This window comes from Paucibacter aquatile (assembly GCF_002885975.1).
GTDB lineage: Bacteria > Pseudomonadota > Gammaproteobacteria > Burkholderiales > Burkholderiaceae_C > Paucibacter_A > Paucibacter_A aquatilis.
This window is the reverse complement of the sequence record NZ_POSP01000003.1, coordinates 3,504,135-3,520,661: the sequence shown is the minus strand read 5'-3', so window position 1 is coordinate 3,520,661 and position 16,527 is coordinate 3,504,135. Positions and strand designations below refer to the sequence as shown.

Genomic DNA, 16,527 nt, shown 5'->3' with positions numbered 1-16,527 from the left:
ACACAAGGGACATGACTTCCCGTACAGACGCAGTGCAGCAAGGTGGGGCTAGGCAAACATTTCCAGGGTGCCCAGCCCTGGCTTTCCGCTCAGCCCTGCGCCCGCTCGCGCCAGGCCTGAATCGCTCCGATCATGGGGGAGAGCTCGCGGTTCAAGGCCATCAGGGCCGGAGTGATCTGGCCGGGCTCACCCTGGGGGCCGGCGGCATGCTCCAAGGCAGCGGCGCAGTCGGCCAGGCGGTTCATGCCCAGATTGGCAGCCAGGCCCTTGAGTCGGTGGGCGGCGCTGGCCAAGGTGCTGCCGCCAGCCACCAGGGCCTCTTCGAACAACGATTGGTGCTGGCTGTACTGCTTGGCGAAGGTACCCAGCAGTTTGGCCAGCAACTCCTGGCGACCCGCACAGCGGGTCAACGCCGCGGCGAAGTCGGTGCCCGGCAGATCGGGCCAGAGACTGGCGGGAGCAGGCGCCTGAATCGCCTCTGTTGAAGCCGGCGGCACAGGCGCTGGCATGGAGGCCGGCGTTGCAGGCACAGCGGTGTCCGGCTGCTGCATGCTGCTCAGCTTGAGACTGGCGCGTCGGGGGATGCCTGCGCTCAAGCTCGTCAAGGTACGCAGCAGCTCGGCCTGGTCGATCGGCTTGCTGATGTGAGCCACCATGCCGGCCGCCAGGCAGCGCTGACGCTCTTCGGCCAGGGCATGGGCGGTCAGCGCGATCACGGGCAGTTGGGGCGCCAGCTGGTGCAGGCGGCGGGTGGCCTCATAGCCGTCCATCTCGGGCATCTGCACATCCATCAGCACCAGGTCGATGCCGGCCGGCCCCTGTTCACGCAAGTGGGCAATGGCTTGCGCGCCCCCCTCGGCGCTGAGTACCTCGGCGCCTGCCACCTGAAGCATGTCCTGCAGGATCTCGCGGTTGATGTCCACATCGTCGGTAATCAGGATGCGCAGGCCGCGCAGGCTGACCTTGGCCTCGCTGGCATCGTCAAGCACGCCCGGCCCGCTGAGCGGGGGCAGCTCGCTTCGCTGCTCCACCAGCTCCAGTTGGCCCGGCTCGACACGTACCAAAGGCAGCTTGAGCGTGAAGCAGGAGCCCTGGCCCACAACGCTGTCGACCTCGATGTCACCGCCCATGGCGCGCGCCAGCTGGCTGCTGATGCTGAGGCCCAGGCCGGTGCCGCCGAACTGCCGGGTGGTGGAGCTGTCGGCCTGCTCGAAAGCACGGAAGATGCGCAGTTGCTGCTCCGGCGGGATGCCGGGCCCGGTATCCGTGACCGACAGGCGCAACCAGTCGCGCTGCGATTCCAGGGTCAGGGTGACCCGACCCTTGTCGGTGAATTTGATGGCGTTGGCCAGCAGGTTGACCAGGATCTGGGTCACCCGCAGAGAGTCCAGCGCCACCCAGTCGAAGCTGCACTTGTATTCCATGCGCAGGCGCAGGTTCTTGGCATCGGCGCGCTCGGACACCAGATCCACCACCTCCTTGGCCAGGTGGACCAGGTTGCAAGGCAGGCTCTCGATGTCGAGCTTGCCACTCTCGACCTTGGAGTAGTCGAGGATGTCGTTGATCACACCCAGCAGATGGCGGCCCGAGCGGACGATGCGCTCGAAGCCATTGCGGCTGGCCAGCGGATCGGCGCTGCGGCTCACGCCAAGCTGGGCCAGGCCGAGCACCGCATTGAGCGGGGTACGGATCTCGTGGCTCATATTGGCCAGGAAGTCACTCTTGACCCGGGCCAGGCGCTCGGCCTCGTCCTTGGCCACGCTGAGCTCGCGCTGCAGGCGCTTGATCGAGGTGACATCGGTGCCGAGATTAAGGATGCCATAGAGCGATTTGCGCGCGTCCACCAGGGCCACCATGGTCAGCAGGTAGTCGTGCGGCCCATCCTTGGGATGAACGATCTGGCGCTCGCTGCTCAGGCTGCTGGCACTGCCGGCCAGCAGCTGGGCATCGGTTTCGGCAATCTCGGCCGCCACTTCTTCGTTGAACAGGGCCCGGGCCGTCTGGCCCAGCACCTGCTCGCGCTTGAAGCCGCTGGCCTGTTCGAAAGCGCGGTTGATCAGGATGTAGCGCCCCGCCGTGTCACGGATGCTCAAGGTGATGGGCAGGGCTTCGAGAATGTCCTGCATGCGCTGCTTCTCGGCCTGCAGCTCGGCCGTGCGCAAGCGCACATCGTCTTCCAGCCGGCCCTGCTGCACGCGCAGCTCGGCCTCGGCGCGCACGCGGGCGGTGATGTCGTGACCGAACAGCACCACACAGGCCTGGCCGGCCAGGCGCATGCGGTCCATCTTCATGTCCCACCAGATCGGCGTGCCATCGCGACGGCGCGACTGCCACTCGAAATACTGTGGCCCCTGATCCAGGGTGCGCTGCACCCATTGCATCAGCTGCTCCTTGGCGTACAAGCCACCGGGGTACATCAAGGCCTCGGCCAGATCGGACGGTCGCGCACAGCCGAACTTCTCCAGGGTCTGCGCATTGGCAAAGCGCAGCGCGCCGGTCTCGCCTTCCAGGATCTGGATGCTGGTGATGGAGCTGTCCAGCAACATGCGCAAGCGCTCTTCGCTGTCGCGCAGCTCCTGCGCCACCTTCTGCTGCGCACGCACGGTATCGGCCAGCAATCGGCGAGAGCCCTCGAGCGAGGAGGTGACCTCCCAGAACACGGTGCCGTAGCGCAGCACCAGCCAGCCAATCATGACGGCGCCAAAGCTGTAGACGACCGCGAAGCTGCTCAGCGGCGGCGTGTTCTGCACCACCAGGCCCGGGATCAGGCCGCGCACCTCGGCCTGCCAGAGGCCGAGAAAGCCCAGACAGGCCAGCACCGTGCCGCGCATGGCGGCCCTTGGCCCGACCATCAGGCCCATCACCACCAGGGCCGCCAGCACCGCGCCCATGCCCGAGGAGCGCACCCCGTTGCCATGCCAGGCGGCCGAGGCAAACAGGGCCAGCATCACCGCAGCGCTGAAGAATCCTGCCGCCAGGCGCACGCCCCAGCGCAGCGCCAGCAACAAGGCCAGCGCACAGATCAACAACACGGCCGTGGCCGGCCCGGCGCGGCTCAGGCGCAGAGACCAGGCCAGCTCGGTCTGGTTCAAGGTACCGGCAATCTGGAGCAGGGCCCCCAGCATCACCAGCACCAGGAACACGCGCGCGCTGCGCAGCATCATCGCGTCCAGGCGCGATTTGAAACCGCGCAGGGATTCCTCCTGCTGCGCGGCGTTCAGCGGGGGCTCGATGGCCGAGGGCTCGTCAAAAGCCTCGGCCGGCGGTGCAGATTGGAGGGCGGCCATGATCTGGACGCAGCAGGCCTGGACTCAATTCGCAGCCTGGCCCAGCTTGTGGATCACACGACCCAGGAAAGCCTCCACCTCCTGGCTCTTGCCCAGCACCGCCAAGGCCGCCTCCAGATGCTGCTTGATGATGCTGCTGAGGTGGTCCTCCTGGCTCTGGGTCAGCCCCAGATGCAGAAAGCTGTTCTCGACCTCGGCATTGAGGCTGTCGAACACCTGCTTGACCTCGCGCTGCTGCGCCTGGTTGCGGGCCGAAATGTCGGTCAAGGCATTGCGCGTCATGCTGACCAGATGACGCACATCGGCCAGATCGCGGGTGGCGACCAGGGACTCCAGCGCCCCGACCCGCTGCACCGCGCCCTCGACCAGCAGGGCCACGTTGTCGATGGCGCGGCCCATGCGTTCGGATTCGGCCCGGTCCATGTCGGCGCCGCGGTCCATGCGCAGGTCGCGCACGAACAGCACCACGCGGTCGTAAGAGAAACCGGTGTGGTGGCCGAAGGGGCGGATTCGCTGGCCCTCGGTCTGGGCCTGCAGATGGTCGAGGATGGAGTTCTCGAGCGCGCTGCAGGGCCCGCGGGCATTGCCCGAATACACCTCGCCACCGCCGCGGATGCGCACGCATCCATCGAGCGAATAGCGGTGCAGGGCATCGAGGATGGCCCGCGCCACGGCCGCGTTGTCCGCGCAGCCGACCAGGGCGCGCTGGAACTCCAGCACCACGCCGGCCTCACCCACCATATCGGCGGACGAGAGCACGGCATTCATCACTTCGTCGAGCTGGCCGCTGAGCTCGCGCTGCCGGTCGCGGTGGGCCAGCACCAGATTGATTTTGGCCAGCAGCTCGGGCGCATCAAAGGGCTTGGGCAGGTAGTCGGCGCCGCCAGCGGCATAACCCTGCAATCGCTCGTCAATGCTGGTGCGAGCGGAGTGAAAGATCACCGGGATGTCGGCTGTGGAGAAGTTGTCCTTGAGGCGGCGGCAGGTCTCGTAGCCGTCCATCTCGGGCATGTCCACATCGAGCACGATCAGGTCGGGCGGGTCGCTGTCACAGCGACTCAGGGCTTCCGCCCCGCTGCTGACCTGACTGACCTTGAAGTCAGCTTCCAGTGTGGCTTCCAGCATTTGCAGCGTCAGCTCGTCGTCGTCGACCAGCAAGACATGAGATCGCACCGTCATTGTTAGAACTCCCCTGGCGAACTGTTCCATGTCCGGGCGCAACTCTGACTGTGCGTGTTGCGCCCGTCGAAGCATTGAACCAGCAAACCGGGCCGGCGACCAGCCCCGCTGCGCAACAGCATGCAGGAGTAAACGGCTCAGAAACCGAGCTTTTGTCCCGCACCAGCCAAAGTGGCCACCCCGATCACCGCAAAGATGGCTGCGGCAATGCCATGGACCAGGCGAACGGGAATACGACCGGCGATGCGCTCGCCCAGCAAGACGGCCGGCACATTGGCGATCATCATGCCCAAGGTGGTGCCTGCCACCACGGCCACAAAGGCGTGGTACTGAGCCGCCAGCGCCACAGTGGCCACCTGGGTCTTGTCGCCCATCTCGGCCAGGAAGAAGGCCACGATGGTGGTGCCCAACACGCCCAGCTTCAGGCCTTTGCCGCCCTCCTCTTCCTCGTCGATCTTGTCCGGAATCAAGGTCCAGACAGCCATGGCGACAAAGCCCACGCCCAGCACCCAGCGCATCACGGTGGGGCTGACTTGCGCGGTGATCCAGGCGCCCAGGGCGCCGGCACCGGCATGGTTGACCACGGTGGCGATGAAGATACCCAGGATGATGGGCAGGGGCTTGCGGAAGCGGGCGGCCAGCAAAAAGGCCAGGAGCTGGGTTTTGTCGCCGATTTCAGCGAGGGCGACGATGCCGGTGGAGACGAGAAAGGCTTCCATGGTGGGCGAACACTGTTCCTGCGGCCGGCATGAAAACAACCGATGACCACGCACACGCCGGCCGCAAAGCAGGTGTGGGTGGCCAAAGGTCTTGCCAGGGGTCAGGTCTTGCACACTGCACAAGAGATGACGCTGCCCGCGCCATGGCCGAACGCTCGACCAAGTGTGTTGACGCGGGCCGGCAGCCAGGGCGGCTGCAGCGGCTACTCCCCAATGACCCGACCATTGTAGCCGCGGGCTTGAAGCCGGCCTATTTGCGGCCGCCGCGGCGCAGCGTCGGGCTGGCCAGGTCCAGCTCCTCGGCCTTGAGCACCAGGGCATCCGGGAACTGCTGGCGCAGGGCCAGACCGCCCTGCTTGAAATCGGCCACGATGACGGTGCGCAAGCGCTCGCCCTGCCAGTGGCGGGTGGCCAGGGTGCGCACGATGTCGCCGTCCAGGGCCGCCAGTTCATCCGGCACCCGGCCCAGCTCGGCCAGGGGTCGGCCGCGCATCAGGCCCTCGGCCGCCAGGGCGGCCAGGCCGGCCGTGGTTTCCAGCTGGCGGCCGAAGTCGCCGATCAGCACCGCGCGGCGTGCCACCAGCTCGGGGTCGGGCACACGCTCCGTAGACAGGCGGCGGATCTCCTGCTGCAGCAAGGCCGCCACCTCACCGGCGCTTTCATGCTTGGTCTGGGCGCTGGTGATCAGCTGGGCGCCCCCGGGCTGGGCGTCGATGCCGCTGGTGGCACCGTAGCTCAGGCCGCGTTTGATGCGCACCTCCTGGTTGATGCGCGAGGAGTAGCCCTGACCCAGGACCGCATTGGCCAGGGCGTTGGCCTGCTGGGTCAGCACCTCGGTGGCCTGGGCTTCGGGTGTCAGGCGGGCAAAGGGCACGGGGCTTGGGCCGGCGGTCGGTGCCATCACCTGCACCGCACTCTGGCCGGCACCGGGCAGGTCGACCAGTACCGTGCGCGCCGCCAGCGGCTTGGGCACCAAGGACGGTTGTTGCGGCAGTGCCATGCGATGGGCTCGCCATTTGCCGAAATGCTTGTCTGCCAGGCTGCGCGCCTGGGCCGGCGTGATGTCGCCGGCCAGGATCAGGGTGACCCGCTCGGGCCGCACATGCAGGCGGTGGAAGGCGCGCACATCGTCAAGCTGGATGCGGCTGAGGCTGGCCAGGGTGGGCTGCTGACCATGCGGGCTGTCGCCCCAGTACAGGCGGCGGCCGATCTGGGCGGCCAACTGGCCCGGGTCGGAGCGGCCGAGCTTGAGCGCATCGACCGCCTGGGCCTGCAGGCGCTGGAACTCCTCTTCCGCCAGGCTGGGACTGCGCAACATCTCGGACAGCAGGCCCAGGCTGCCGTCCAGGCGGTGGCTGGCCACCGTCACGCCCAGGTGGCTGCTGCGAGCGGCGCTGCCGATCTCCAGCTGCGTGCCCAAGGCCTCGATCTCGGCGGCCAGGGCCGCGGCCGACACCGGGCCGGCGCCACGCTGCACGCCCTTGCCCATCAGGGCCAGGCTCAGCTCGGCCAGGCCGGACTTGCCGCCCGGGTCATAAGCCCCACCCGCCTGGACCAACAGCCAGGCCGTGACCAGAGGCTGGGCATGACGCTCGACCACGGCCAGGCCCAGGCCATTGGCCAGGCGCTGCTGAATGAAATCGGGCACCTGCAAAGGCTGGGGCGAGGCCGGGCGGGGCGGCGACTCAAACCCGGTCTGGGCCCAGGCGCAGCCCAAGGAGGCGGCCAAGGCCAGACCCAGGGCCGCAGCCAACACAGGCGGGCGGCGAACGAACGAAAACATGGTCCGGCGGCTCATGGCTTGCCCACTTTCTTGCGGGCCGGCGCAGCCTCGGCCTCGTACAACACGGTCACCCGGGCGCCGCGCAGCACATCGCGCTTGAGCACGCCTTGCACATCGGCGGCGCTGACCGCCTGCAAATCGTTCAACTCGCGGTTCACCCACTGCACATCACCGCGCAGCAAGGCCGCCTCGCCCAGCACCTCACCCAGGCCCAGCGGCGTTTGCCGGCGAATCAAGGCAGCGGTCAGCAGCTGAGCCTTGACCTTCTCCAGCTCTGCTGCGGCGATGGGCTCCTCGGCCAGCTTTTGCAGCTCACGCATCAGCGGCGCCACCAGCTCGGCGGCGCTCTGCTTGCCGCTGGCAATGGCATGGGCCACCAACAGGCCGGCGTCGGCATTGAGCTGGGCTTCGAAGCCGGCACTCTGCGCCAGCTGCTGGCGGTAGACCAGGCTCTCGTTCAGGCGCGAGGACTCGCCCATGGCCAGCAGCCCTTGGGCCACCTGCCAGACCGGCGCATCGGCGCTGGAGGCCTTGGGACCTTGCCAGATCAGCAAGGCCGCCGGCAGCGGCACATTGGGCGCCTTGAGCTGATGCAGCTCGTCGCGTGCACGCCGCGGCTCGCTCTGTTGCACCCGCGGGATGGCACTGGCCGGTTGGCGGATGCTGCCGAAGTAATGGTTCACCCAGCGATTCAGCTGCACCGGGTCAAACGCGCCGGTGACGATGAGCACCGCGTTATCCGGCCGGTAGTACTGGGCATGGAAGGCACTGACGTCCTGCAGGGTCGCGGCGTCCAGCTCCTCGATGCTGCCGATCACCGGGCGGCGGTAGGGGTGCAGCTGGTAGCCCAGGCGCGGCACGGCGTGAAACAACCGGCCGTAGGGCTCGGCCAGCACGCGCTGGCGGAACTCTTCCTTGACCACGGCGCGCTCGCTGTCGAAATTGGCCTGATCCACGGTCAGGTTGGACATGCGCTCGGCCTCGGCCCAGAGCAGGGGTTCCAGGTGGTTGGCCGGCACGACGCTGTGGTAAGCCGTCATGTCATCGGCGGTGAAGGCATTGTTGTTGCCGCCGACATCCTCGGTCATGCGGTCGAACTGTTCGTTGGCCATGTAGCGGGTGCGCTTGAACATCATGTGCTCGAACAAATGCGCAAAGCCGCTGCGACCGGCCGGGTCGTCCTTGCCGCCCACGCGGTACCAGACCTGCACGCTGACTGTGGCCCCGGCCTGAGGCAGGGCAATCAGCTCCAGGCCATTGGTCAGAATGCGGCGCTCGAAGGCCAGGGGTGCGATCTTGAGCGGCGCCACGGCGCTCTCGGCGGCGGTCTGCGCCCAGACCGCCGGGCTGGCGCCGGCCAGCAAGGTCGGGCCGGCCGTGCCGAGGCTCAGACCCAGGCCCAGGCTCAGAAAGCGGCGACGCGCGCCGCTCATGCCCTGCGCTTCCCCGGCCCCTCCCGCACCGACCTGCTGTCCTGGCTCTCGTCGTTCTCTGCTGTGCATGCTGCTCACGCTGATCCCATCATCGTCTTCTTCTGATGCGCCCACGGCGGCCGAAGCGCCGTGCGCAGACGCCCATGCTGCCACAAGGAACCGGCTCGGCCGTGACGGCCCGGCTGCAGATGCCGCCGCCGGGCGCCCTCCCCCCTAACTGCTGACAGCCGATGTCAGCAGCGGGCAGGCAAGATGCGCCGCAGCCATCCCCCCACCCCATCCACACGCACTGCCGGAGACCCTCGCATGAACTATGCCTACACCATTGTTTACGTGGCCGATGTGGCCGCCTCCCTGGCGTTTTTCGAGGCCGCCTTCGGCCTGAAGCGCCGCTTCCTGCATGAATCGGGCGCCTACGGCGAACTGGACACCGGCGCCACCGCCCTGGCCTTTGTCGACCACGAAACCGCACTGGACAGCGTCGGCCAGCCCTATGTGGTGGCGGCCGAGAGCGCGCGCCCGCTGGGCATGGAGATCGGCTTCAGCACCGAGGACGTGCCTGCCGCCTTCGCCCGCGCCGTGGCCGCCGGCGCCACGCCGCTGAAAGAACCGGTCACCAAGCCCTGGGGCCAGACGGTCGCCTATGTGCGCTGCCCGGATGGCAGCCTGGTCGAGTTGTGCTCGCCCATGGGCTGAGGACCATGCGCGGTCTCGGGCCCCGCAGCCGGGAACAACTTGCTGCGCTCGGCATCCACGATCTGGACCAACTTCGCCAGCACGATGCCTATGCGCTCTACGCAAAGCTCAAGGCACGATGGCCCGGGGCCAGCCTCAATCTTCTGTACGCTTTGATGGGTGCACAGGAAGATCGTGACTGGCGCGACATCGCCCGCGAACGGCGCAGCGAAGCCTTGCTGCATCTGGACGCCCTGGGTTTGGCACCCCGTTGAGACCTGACGACACTGGATACGGCAAGCATGAAGCCCAACCCCCACACCGACCCTCTGGCCCACCATCTGCTCAGCATGGCCTACAACAATGCCTGGGCCAACCACCGCCTGCTGGCGGCCTGCGCCCAGCTGAGCCCGTCTGAGCTGCAAGCGACCCGCTGCAACTTCTTCCCCAGCATCCTCGCGACCCTGAACCACAACCTCTGCGTGGACTGGTTTTACGTCGATGCGCTGGAGCGCGAGCTGGCCGGCGACGCCCCGCACGAGGACTGCTACCAGTTCTTCGCTGTCGACGAGCCGTTTCAGTACGCTGCCGATTTGCAGCGCGAGCAGGCCGCCGTCGACCGGCGCCTGCTGGCTTACTGCGCGGCCCAGCGCGACGCCGATCTGGGCCGCATCGTCACCATCGCCCGGCCGGGGGGCGCGCAGCAGGACAGCCGCACACGCCTGCTCGCCCATCTGTTCCAGCACCAGATCCACCACCGCGGTCAGGTGCACGCCATGCTGGCCGGCACCGCCGTCAAGCCGCCTCAGCTGGACGAGTTTTTCTGTGCCGGCGAGGCGGATCTGCGCGCCACAGAGTTTCAGGATCTGGGCTGGACCGAGGCGGACATCTGGGCCTGATGAGTCCGCTCGGGACGGGGCCGGATCACGCCTCCGGCGCCCCCAGGGCCTGCATGGCCTGGCGCGTGTCCTGGATCACACGCTGCGCCACCCGGCGCTCGGTCTCGGGCAGCTGGCGCGCCGCTTCGGCCTCCAGCAGCAACGGCCGCAGCAAGGCATTGGCGCTGGCACGGAACTCCTGGCCCAGGGTGTCGAGCTGGGCGAAGCTGTCGACGCGCATGGCGGACAGGCGCTCGCGCAGCGCTGCCTCAAATGCCTCGCGCTTGTGGCGCAGCTCTTCATCCTTGCGGCCGCTCTTGTCCATCATCCACTTGAGCAGGCCGGCCACCAGCAAGGCACCGCCCGCAAACGGCGCCACCGGCGCGATCACCGGCAGCACGGCGGCTGCACCCAGGGCATAGACCGCCGCGCCCGTGCCTGCGGCAGCCACCGCGCCGGCGCCCAGGGTCAGCTCGGCCGCACTCTCGGTGGAATTCTTCAGCCGCGTGCTGATCTGCAGGGCCGGCATCAGGCGGCGCAGCTGGCTGTGGTGCGGGCGCTCGAGCACGCTGGCGTGGACCAGGCTGAACTCTTCGCGGAACAGGCGCAGCTCTTCCTTCAGCAGGCGCAGCTGCCCCTCCTGGCGGCGGGCGGCACGGTCCAGGCGGCGCTCCAGCTCCTTGGCAAAGGTCGAGCGGGCCATCTCGGCCCAGACCTTGTGCTCGGTCCAATCGTCCGTGCGCAGGCGCTCCAGCATCTGCAGCTCGACGGCATTGCCGGCATCGTGGATCAGCTCTTCAAAGTCCTCTTCGAAGCTGCGTTTTTCATGCGCGATGCGCGCTTCCACCATGGCGATGCGCTGACCCACCTGCTGGAACAGCTGCTCCACCCGCTGCGCGTACGCGGCGGCCGAGCCGGCCTCCGGCGGCGGCGCCTGCAGGCCGCGCTCGAACTCGCTGAGTCGCCGCGCCAGCACGGTCAGGCTGGAGCTCATGCCCTGCTGCAAGACCTGATCGCTGCTGGCGCCGTCCAGGTAACGGCCCACGCCCAGGGCCAGATCGATGTCGCCCGACAGTCGCGCCGCCGTCTGCGCCGCCGGCAACAATGGCCGGCCGCCGAACAGCCGGGCCGATTGGCGGCTGACGGTTTTCCACAACGAGGGCGCCGGGCCCACCGCCTCGGCCAGGCGCGAAAGCTCCTGGCTGGGCAGCAGCAAGGCTTGCGCCAGCTCCTGCGCAAACTTGTGTGCCTGCTCGCCCTGCAACTGCAGCAGAGGCTGGGCATCCAGGAAGGCCTGGCGGCGCTGGGCCTCGGGCAGCTCGGCGCTGGCGCGCTTGAGCTGAGCAAAGGCGGCTTTTTGCTCGCCGGGCGACTCCAGCGCCCGCAGGGCCGCGTGGGCGCCCAGGGCCGAATCCTGCAGCCGGGCGGCCAAGGCCGACACCCGCTCGAACTCCCCCAGCGTGACAAAACCGTCGGCCGCGGCCAGCGCAGCCAGGGCGCGGATGAAGGCCTGCGGGAAGCCGCCATCTTCGCGTGCGAACTGTTCCAGATCGGGCCGATCCAGAGGGGTGGCGACGGGCTTGACGGATGGACTGGTCGGTGGCGAAAAAACACTCACGGGGACGGGGCTCCAGGCTTGAAGGTCAGACCCGCATCGTCCCAGATTCTGGGCCGCCCTAGATTCATGCGGGCGCCGAGGCGCGCAAATCCTGCAGCCAGAGGCCCGCCGCCCGGGCCTCGGCCTCATGCGCTTCATCACGCCAGGTTTCAGCCAGGGCCGCGCGGTACCAGTCCTGCATGGCCGGCAGCTGCAGCAATCGCTGGGCATAGGCCTGCGCGGCCTCGCCCAAGGCCGGCCCATAGCTCTGCACCCGAAAAGCCACCGGGGCGAAAAACGCATCCACAGCCGTGAAATCGGGGCCGGTGAGGTAGGGGCCGCCGAAGCGCTTCAAGCCCTCCAGCCACAAGGCCTCGATGCGCTGCCAGTCGGCCAGCAAGGCGGGCGACCAATCGCCCACCTGCACTCGCAGGCCGCAGTTCATGGTGCAGACATCGCGCAGGCGCTGGAATCCGGAGTGCATTTCAGCGCAGACGCTGCGCGCCCAGGCGCGCGCCGCACGGTCCTGCGGCCAGACCCGCGGGTCCAGCTCGGCCAGATACTCGACGATGGCCAGGGAGTCCCAAACTGTCAGGCCCTCGTGATGCAGGCAGGGCACGCGGCCGCTCGGCGAGAACAAGCGGTAGTCTCCGGCGCTGCCCGGCGCCTGGCCGAACACCACCAGTCGCTCCTCGAAGGGCAGTTGCAGCTGCATCAGCAGCACCCAGGGTCGCAAGGACCAGGACGAGTAGTTTTTGTTGGCGATGAAGAGTTGCAGCATGGTGGGCACCCGTGAGCCAAGTGGCGGGCGCCAGCATATGCCAGAGCGCGGCAGGGCAGCGGCCCCAGGCTGTCGACGGGTTGCACCCATCGGGCCGATCGGCAGCTCATGTCGACCAGCCTCCCGTCTGTCGCCGCAAGCGGGTGGAGCTCTGGCAAGTTTGACTATGCTGCAAGCCTGCAGTTCCAAATCCTGGGCCCAGCGCATGCCCGACGTCCCCTTCCTCAGAATGGGCCGCCGAGCTTCGAAGGCCCGCACGTTTCCACCTGCCCTGTCTCTTTCTGAGGTGCACATGACATCGTCTGCTTCTGCGGTTCGCCCCTTCGCCCCCACCCTGTTGGCTCTGGCCAGCCTGGCCTTGAGCGCCACGCTGACCCAAAGCGCCGTGGCCGCCACGGCCAATGCCCGTGGCGAAACGCCGCTGATCGCCCGCTCAGCCTTGTTTGGCAACCCGGTCAAGAGCGGCGCCCAGCTGAGCCCGGATGGCCAGTGGCTGTCCTGGATGGCACCGGTGAATGGCGTGATGAACGTCTGGGTGGCGCCGGCTGACAAGCCCGAGGCGGCCAAGGCCGTCACCGACTCCAAGGACCGCCCGATCCCCGGCCATTTCTGGTCGGGCAACAGCGAGCAGGTGCTGTTCATCAAGGACAACGCCGGCGATGAGAACTTCCGCCTCTACGGTGTCGATTTGAAGAGCGGCCAGCAGCGCGACTACACGCCCTACAACAAGGTGCGGGTGCGCATGATGGCACGCTCGAACACGCGACCCGACGAGCTGCTGATCGGCATTAACAACCGCGACCCGCGCTGGCACGATGTGCATTTGCTCAATCTCAAGACCGGCGAGCTGAAGCTGCTGATGCAGGGCGACGGCTTTGCCGGCTTCCTCGGCGACGACGATCTGAATGTGCGCATGGCCCTGCGCCCCAATGCCGCGGGCGGGCAGGATTTCTTCCCGGTCCAGAACGGCAAGACCGCCGACAAGCCAGTGCTGAGCACGACGCTGGAAGACAGCGCCACCTCGCCGCTGGGCTACACCCGTGACGGCAAGACCCTGTACTGGATGGACTCGCGCGAACGCGACACCACGGCCTTGTTCGCCGAGGATGTAGCCAGCGGTAAACGCACCCTGCTGGCCGAGGACGCCAGGGCCGATCTGGGGGCCAGCTTGCGCGACCCGGTCAGCGGCGTGATCCAGGCCTATGCTGTGGACTATCTGCAGACCGAATGGAAGTTCCTTGACAAGACGCTGAAGGCCGACTTCGACTGGCTGCAAAAGCAGCTGGGCCAGGGCGAGGTGATCGTTTCCAGCCGCACGCGCGCCGACGACAAGTGGATCGTCGGCATCGATCCGGTCTCCAAGGTCGCTGCCACCTACCTCTACGACCGCAAGGCCAAGAAGCTGCAGGCGCTCTATGTCGCCCGCCCCGAGTTGCAGGACGCACCGCTGGTGCCCATGCAAGGCCTGGAGATCAAGGCCCGCGACGGCCTGATCCTGCCCAGCTACCTGAGCCTACCCAAGGAGGCCGACAAGAACGGCGACGGCAAGGCCGACAAGCCTGTGCCCCTGGTGCTGTTTGTGCACGGCGGCCCCTGGGCCCGCGACGGCCATGGTTACAACGGCTACCACCAATGGCTGGCCAACCGCGGCTATGCGGTGCTGTCGGTCAACTTCCGCGCTTCCACCGGCTTTGGCAAGAAGTTCCTGAACGCCGGCAACAAGCAATGGGGCCTGGCCATGCACAACGACCTGCTGGACGCCGTGGACTGGGCCGTCAAGCAAGGCGTCACAACCAAGGACAAGGTCGCCATCATGGGTGGCAGCTATGGCGGCTACGCGGCCCTGGCCGGTGTGGCCTTCACGCCCACCACTTTTGCCTGCGCCGTGGACATCGTCGGCCCCTCGAACCTGGAAACCCTGCTCAGCACCATTCCCCCGTACTGGGAGGCCGGCAAGAAGCAGATGTACAGCCGCATGGGTGACCCGACGACCGAGGAAGGCAAGGCCATCCTGCGCGCCGCCTCGCCGCTCTACAAGGCCGACCAGATCGTCCGCCCCCTGCTGATCGGCCAGGGTGCCAACGACCCGCGTGTCAAACAGGCCGAAAGTGACCAGATCGTCCAGGCCATGCAAGCCAAGAAGATCCCGGTCACCTACGTGCTCTACCCCGACGAAGGCCATGGCTTCAACAAGCCCAACAACCGCATCGGTTTCAACGCCGTGGCCGAGGCTTTCCTGGGGCAATGCCTGGGCGGCCGTGTCGAGCCCCTGGGCGAGACCGTGCGCCAGTCCACCGCACAAATCGTGACCGGTGCGGAGCATGTGCCGGGTCTGGAGGCGGCCGCGAAGAAGTAAATCGCTGAACCGCTGGCCCATTCATCGCCCGATCCTGGGCGGTGATCTGCGCCCTGGAGTCTGTCATGGCTCTGGGGCGCTTTTCTTTGCCGAGCCAGCGAGAACCACCTGGGCCCATTGGCGGGGAACGGCACAGAGCAGCCCTTGAAGTTTGGGCTTGTGACAAGGGGTGTCGGGCAAGTGCTTCCGCTCATGTCCCCCGGCCCGCGCTGCGCGCGGACCTCCTCCTTTACTTCGCTTCAGCACTCACCCGACACCCCTTGTCAGTTCAACCGGTCGGCGTCTTCGTCGAAGGGGCAAGGCCTTGCTGGATCGGGTCGGCTGGGCGCTCTGCGAAGTGAAGTAAAGGAGGAGGCGCCCGACGCAGTCGGGCGCCGGGGGACATGAACGGAGCAGAGCGCCCAGTCGGCCCGATCAACAAGCAACCCAAGGACTGCTTCGTGCCGAAGCCGGTCCCTCAAGGCCCTTGCAACACGATATCGAGTGCACGCCTTCACCCGCCCGAGCTCAACATCCCCCGCTCCTCGATGAAACGCACCACCTCGGCCACGCCGGCCAGGGTCTTGAGGTTGCTCATCACAAAAGGCTTGCTGGCGCCGCGCATGCGGCGGGTGTCGGCTTCCATGATCTCGAGGTTGGCGCCGACATGCGGGGCCAGGTCGGTCTTGTTGATGACAAAAAGATCGCTCTTGGTGATGCCGGGGCCGCCCTTGCGCGGGATCTTCTCGCCGGCGGCGACGTCGATGACGTAGATGGTCAGGTCGCTGAGCTCGGGGCTGAAGGTGGCGGCCAGGTTGTCGCCGCCCGATTCGACGAAGACCACATCGGCATCGGGGAACTGCGCCAGCATGCGGTCGATCGCCTCCAGATTGATGGAGCAGTCTTCGCGGATGGCGGTGTGCGGGCAGCCGCCCGTCTCCACGCCCAGGATGCGCTCGGCCGGCAGCGCGCCGCTGAGGGTCAGCAGGCGCTGGTCTTCCTTGGTGTAGATGTCGTTGGTGATGGCCACCAGATCCCAGCGTTCACGCATGGCCTTGCACAGCATCTCCAGCAAGGTAGTCTTGCCCGAACCGACCGGGCCGCCGATGCCCACGCGCAGGGGCGGCAGGCGCTTGCTGCGACCGGGGATGTGGTGCAGCGGAGTCAGGTGCGAGGTGCTTGGCGTCATGATCGGAACAGGCGGGAGTACTGGGTTTCGTGGCGGGCTGAGAGGATCGCCAGCATGGGAGAAAAGGCCTGACGCCGAGATTCATCGGTGGTGATCGCCTCGGCCACCGCCGCGGGAATCTCGGCGGCCAGGCGGGCCAGGATGCGCTGTCCAGCGCTCTGCCCCAGGGGCACCGACTTGATGGCGGCGCCGACCATGGCCTCGGCCCAGGCGAAGGCGTAGGCCAGCAGCGCATCCTCGGGCGCAGCCTCGCTGGCTGCCAGGGCCAGGGCCATCACCAGCGGGTAGCAGGGCTGGCCCAAAGCCTGGCACTGCGCGATCTGTGCCGGCGTGGCGGTGTCGTGGTTGCGCAGCCAGTCCAGCAGCGAACGGCCCATCTGCTCGGACTGCAGGCGCAGCTCGGCACTCTCGCGGGTTTTCAGCAACCAGTCGTTCAGGCGGCGCAGAGTCGCCCGGTCGTCTTCGCGCCAGGCTCGCAAGGCCTGGGCCGCCAAGGACAGGTCACCGCGCGCTTGGCTCAGGCGCAGCTGCTGCGAGAGCCAGTGCGCGGTGCTGACTTCGTCATGCACCCAGCCATGGGCCACGGCCGATTCGATGCCCTCGGAATAGGAGAAGCCGCCGATGGGCAAAGCCGGCGAGGCCAGCCAGAGCAGTTGCAGCAGGGCGCTCAT

The 16,527-nt window shown here is 67.5% G+C and carries 13 protein-coding genes and 1 riboswitch; of the genes, 4 read left to right on the top strand and 9 right to left on the bottom strand.

The annotated features are described in order from the left end of the window. Window positions 1-89: 89 nt before the first annotated feature. The 5 genes from C1O66_RS18345 to C1O66_RS18325 form a co-directional block, all read right to left on the bottom strand. Window positions 90-3,287 carry a PAS domain-containing hybrid sensor histidine kinase/response regulator gene (locus tag C1O66_RS18345; protein ID WP_102769213.1) on the bottom strand — a complete coding sequence of 1,066 codons (3,198 nt, stop codon included), beginning with the start codon at window positions 3,285-3,287 and terminating at the stop codon, window positions 90-92. A 24-nt stretch (window positions 3,288-3,311) separates the two neighbouring features. Beyond that, a complete protein-coding gene (locus tag C1O66_RS18340) occupies window positions 3,312-4,466 on the bottom strand; it encodes a response regulator (protein WP_165794679.1) in 1,155 nt (384 codons plus the stop codon). Between the two features lie 137 nt (window positions 4,467-4,603). After that, window positions 4,604-5,185 (bottom strand): TMEM165/GDT1 family protein, encoded by a 582-nt coding sequence (locus C1O66_RS18335; protein WP_102769211.1) that lies wholly within the window; start codon window positions 5,183-5,185, stop codon window positions 4,604-4,606. 96 nt (window positions 5,186-5,281) lie between these two features. Then, window positions 5,282-5,414: riboswitch (yybP-ykoY riboswitch) on the bottom strand. A 21-nt stretch (window positions 5,415-5,435) separates the two neighbouring features. Beyond that, on the bottom strand, window positions 5,436-6,968 hold the full coding sequence (locus tag C1O66_RS18330; RefSeq protein WP_165794678.1) for a M16 family metallopeptidase: 1,533 nt from the start codon (window positions 6,966-6,968) through the stop codon (window positions 5,436-5,438). An 11-nt stretch (window positions 6,969-6,979) separates the two neighbouring features. Next, window positions 6,980-8,401: a M16 family metallopeptidase gene (locus tag C1O66_RS18325; RefSeq protein WP_165794677.1), complete on the bottom strand. Its 1,422-nt coding sequence runs from the start codon at window positions 8,399-8,401 to the stop codon at window positions 6,980-6,982. A 306-nt stretch (window positions 8,402-8,707) separates the two neighbouring features. On the opposite strand from C1O66_RS18325, the gene C1O66_RS18320 reads away from it, so the two are divergent. Genes C1O66_RS18320 through C1O66_RS18310 form a run of 3 tightly spaced genes read left to right on the top strand, consistent with a single transcriptional unit; the run spans window position 8,708 to window position 9,975 of the window. Continuing rightward, entirely contained in the window at window positions 8,708-9,097 is a 390-nt protein-coding gene (locus C1O66_RS18320; RefSeq protein ID WP_102769208.1) for a VOC family protein, read from the top strand. A 5-nt stretch (window positions 9,098-9,102) separates the two neighbouring features. Beyond that, on the top strand, window positions 9,103-9,351 hold the full coding sequence (locus C1O66_RS18315; protein ID WP_102769207.1) for a TfoX/Sxy family DNA transformation protein: 249 nt from the start codon (window positions 9,103-9,105) through the stop codon (window positions 9,349-9,351). A 27-nt stretch (window positions 9,352-9,378) separates the two neighbouring features. After that, window positions 9,379-9,975, top strand: coding sequence for a DinB family protein (locus C1O66_RS18310; protein ID WP_102769206.1), 597 nt, complete (start codon window positions 9,379-9,381; stop codon window positions 9,973-9,975). A 25-nt stretch (window positions 9,976-10,000) separates the two neighbouring features. On the opposite strand, the gene C1O66_RS18305 is transcribed toward C1O66_RS18310, so the two are convergent. Both C1O66_RS18305 and C1O66_RS18300 read right to left on the bottom strand, forming a co-directional pair. Further along, window positions 10,001-11,572 carry a hypothetical protein gene (locus tag C1O66_RS18305; RefSeq protein ID WP_102769205.1) on the bottom strand — a complete coding sequence of 524 codons (1,572 nt, stop codon included), beginning with the start codon at window positions 11,570-11,572 and terminating at the stop codon, window positions 10,001-10,003. A 64-nt stretch (window positions 11,573-11,636) separates the two neighbouring features. Next, window positions 11,637-12,332: a glutathione S-transferase family protein gene (locus tag C1O66_RS18300; RefSeq protein WP_102769204.1), complete on the bottom strand. Its 696-nt coding sequence runs from the start codon at window positions 12,330-12,332 to the stop codon at window positions 11,637-11,639. Between the two features lie 292 nt (window positions 12,333-12,624). Here C1O66_RS18300 and C1O66_RS18295 point away from each other — a divergent pair, with 292 nt between their 5' ends. Beyond that, on the top strand, window positions 12,625-14,688 hold the full coding sequence (locus C1O66_RS18295; protein ID WP_102769203.1) for a S9 family peptidase: 2,064 nt from the start codon (window positions 12,625-12,627) through the stop codon (window positions 14,686-14,688). Between the two features lie 493 nt (window positions 14,689-15,181). Here C1O66_RS18295 and ureG read toward each other — a convergent pair whose 3' ends face one another. Together ureG and C1O66_RS18285 are read right to left on the bottom strand one after the other, a co-directional pair. Further along, on the bottom strand, window positions 15,182-15,856 hold the full coding sequence (gene ureG / locus C1O66_RS18290; protein WP_102769202.1) for an urease accessory protein UreG: 675 nt from the start codon (window positions 15,854-15,856) through the stop codon (window positions 15,182-15,184). Beyond that, window positions 15,853-16,527: an urease accessory protein UreF gene (locus C1O66_RS18285; protein ID WP_102769201.1), complete on the bottom strand. Its 675-nt coding sequence runs from the start codon at window positions 16,525-16,527 to the stop codon at window positions 15,853-15,855. Before C1O66_RS18285 ends, ureG begins: the two co-directional genes overlap by 4 nt.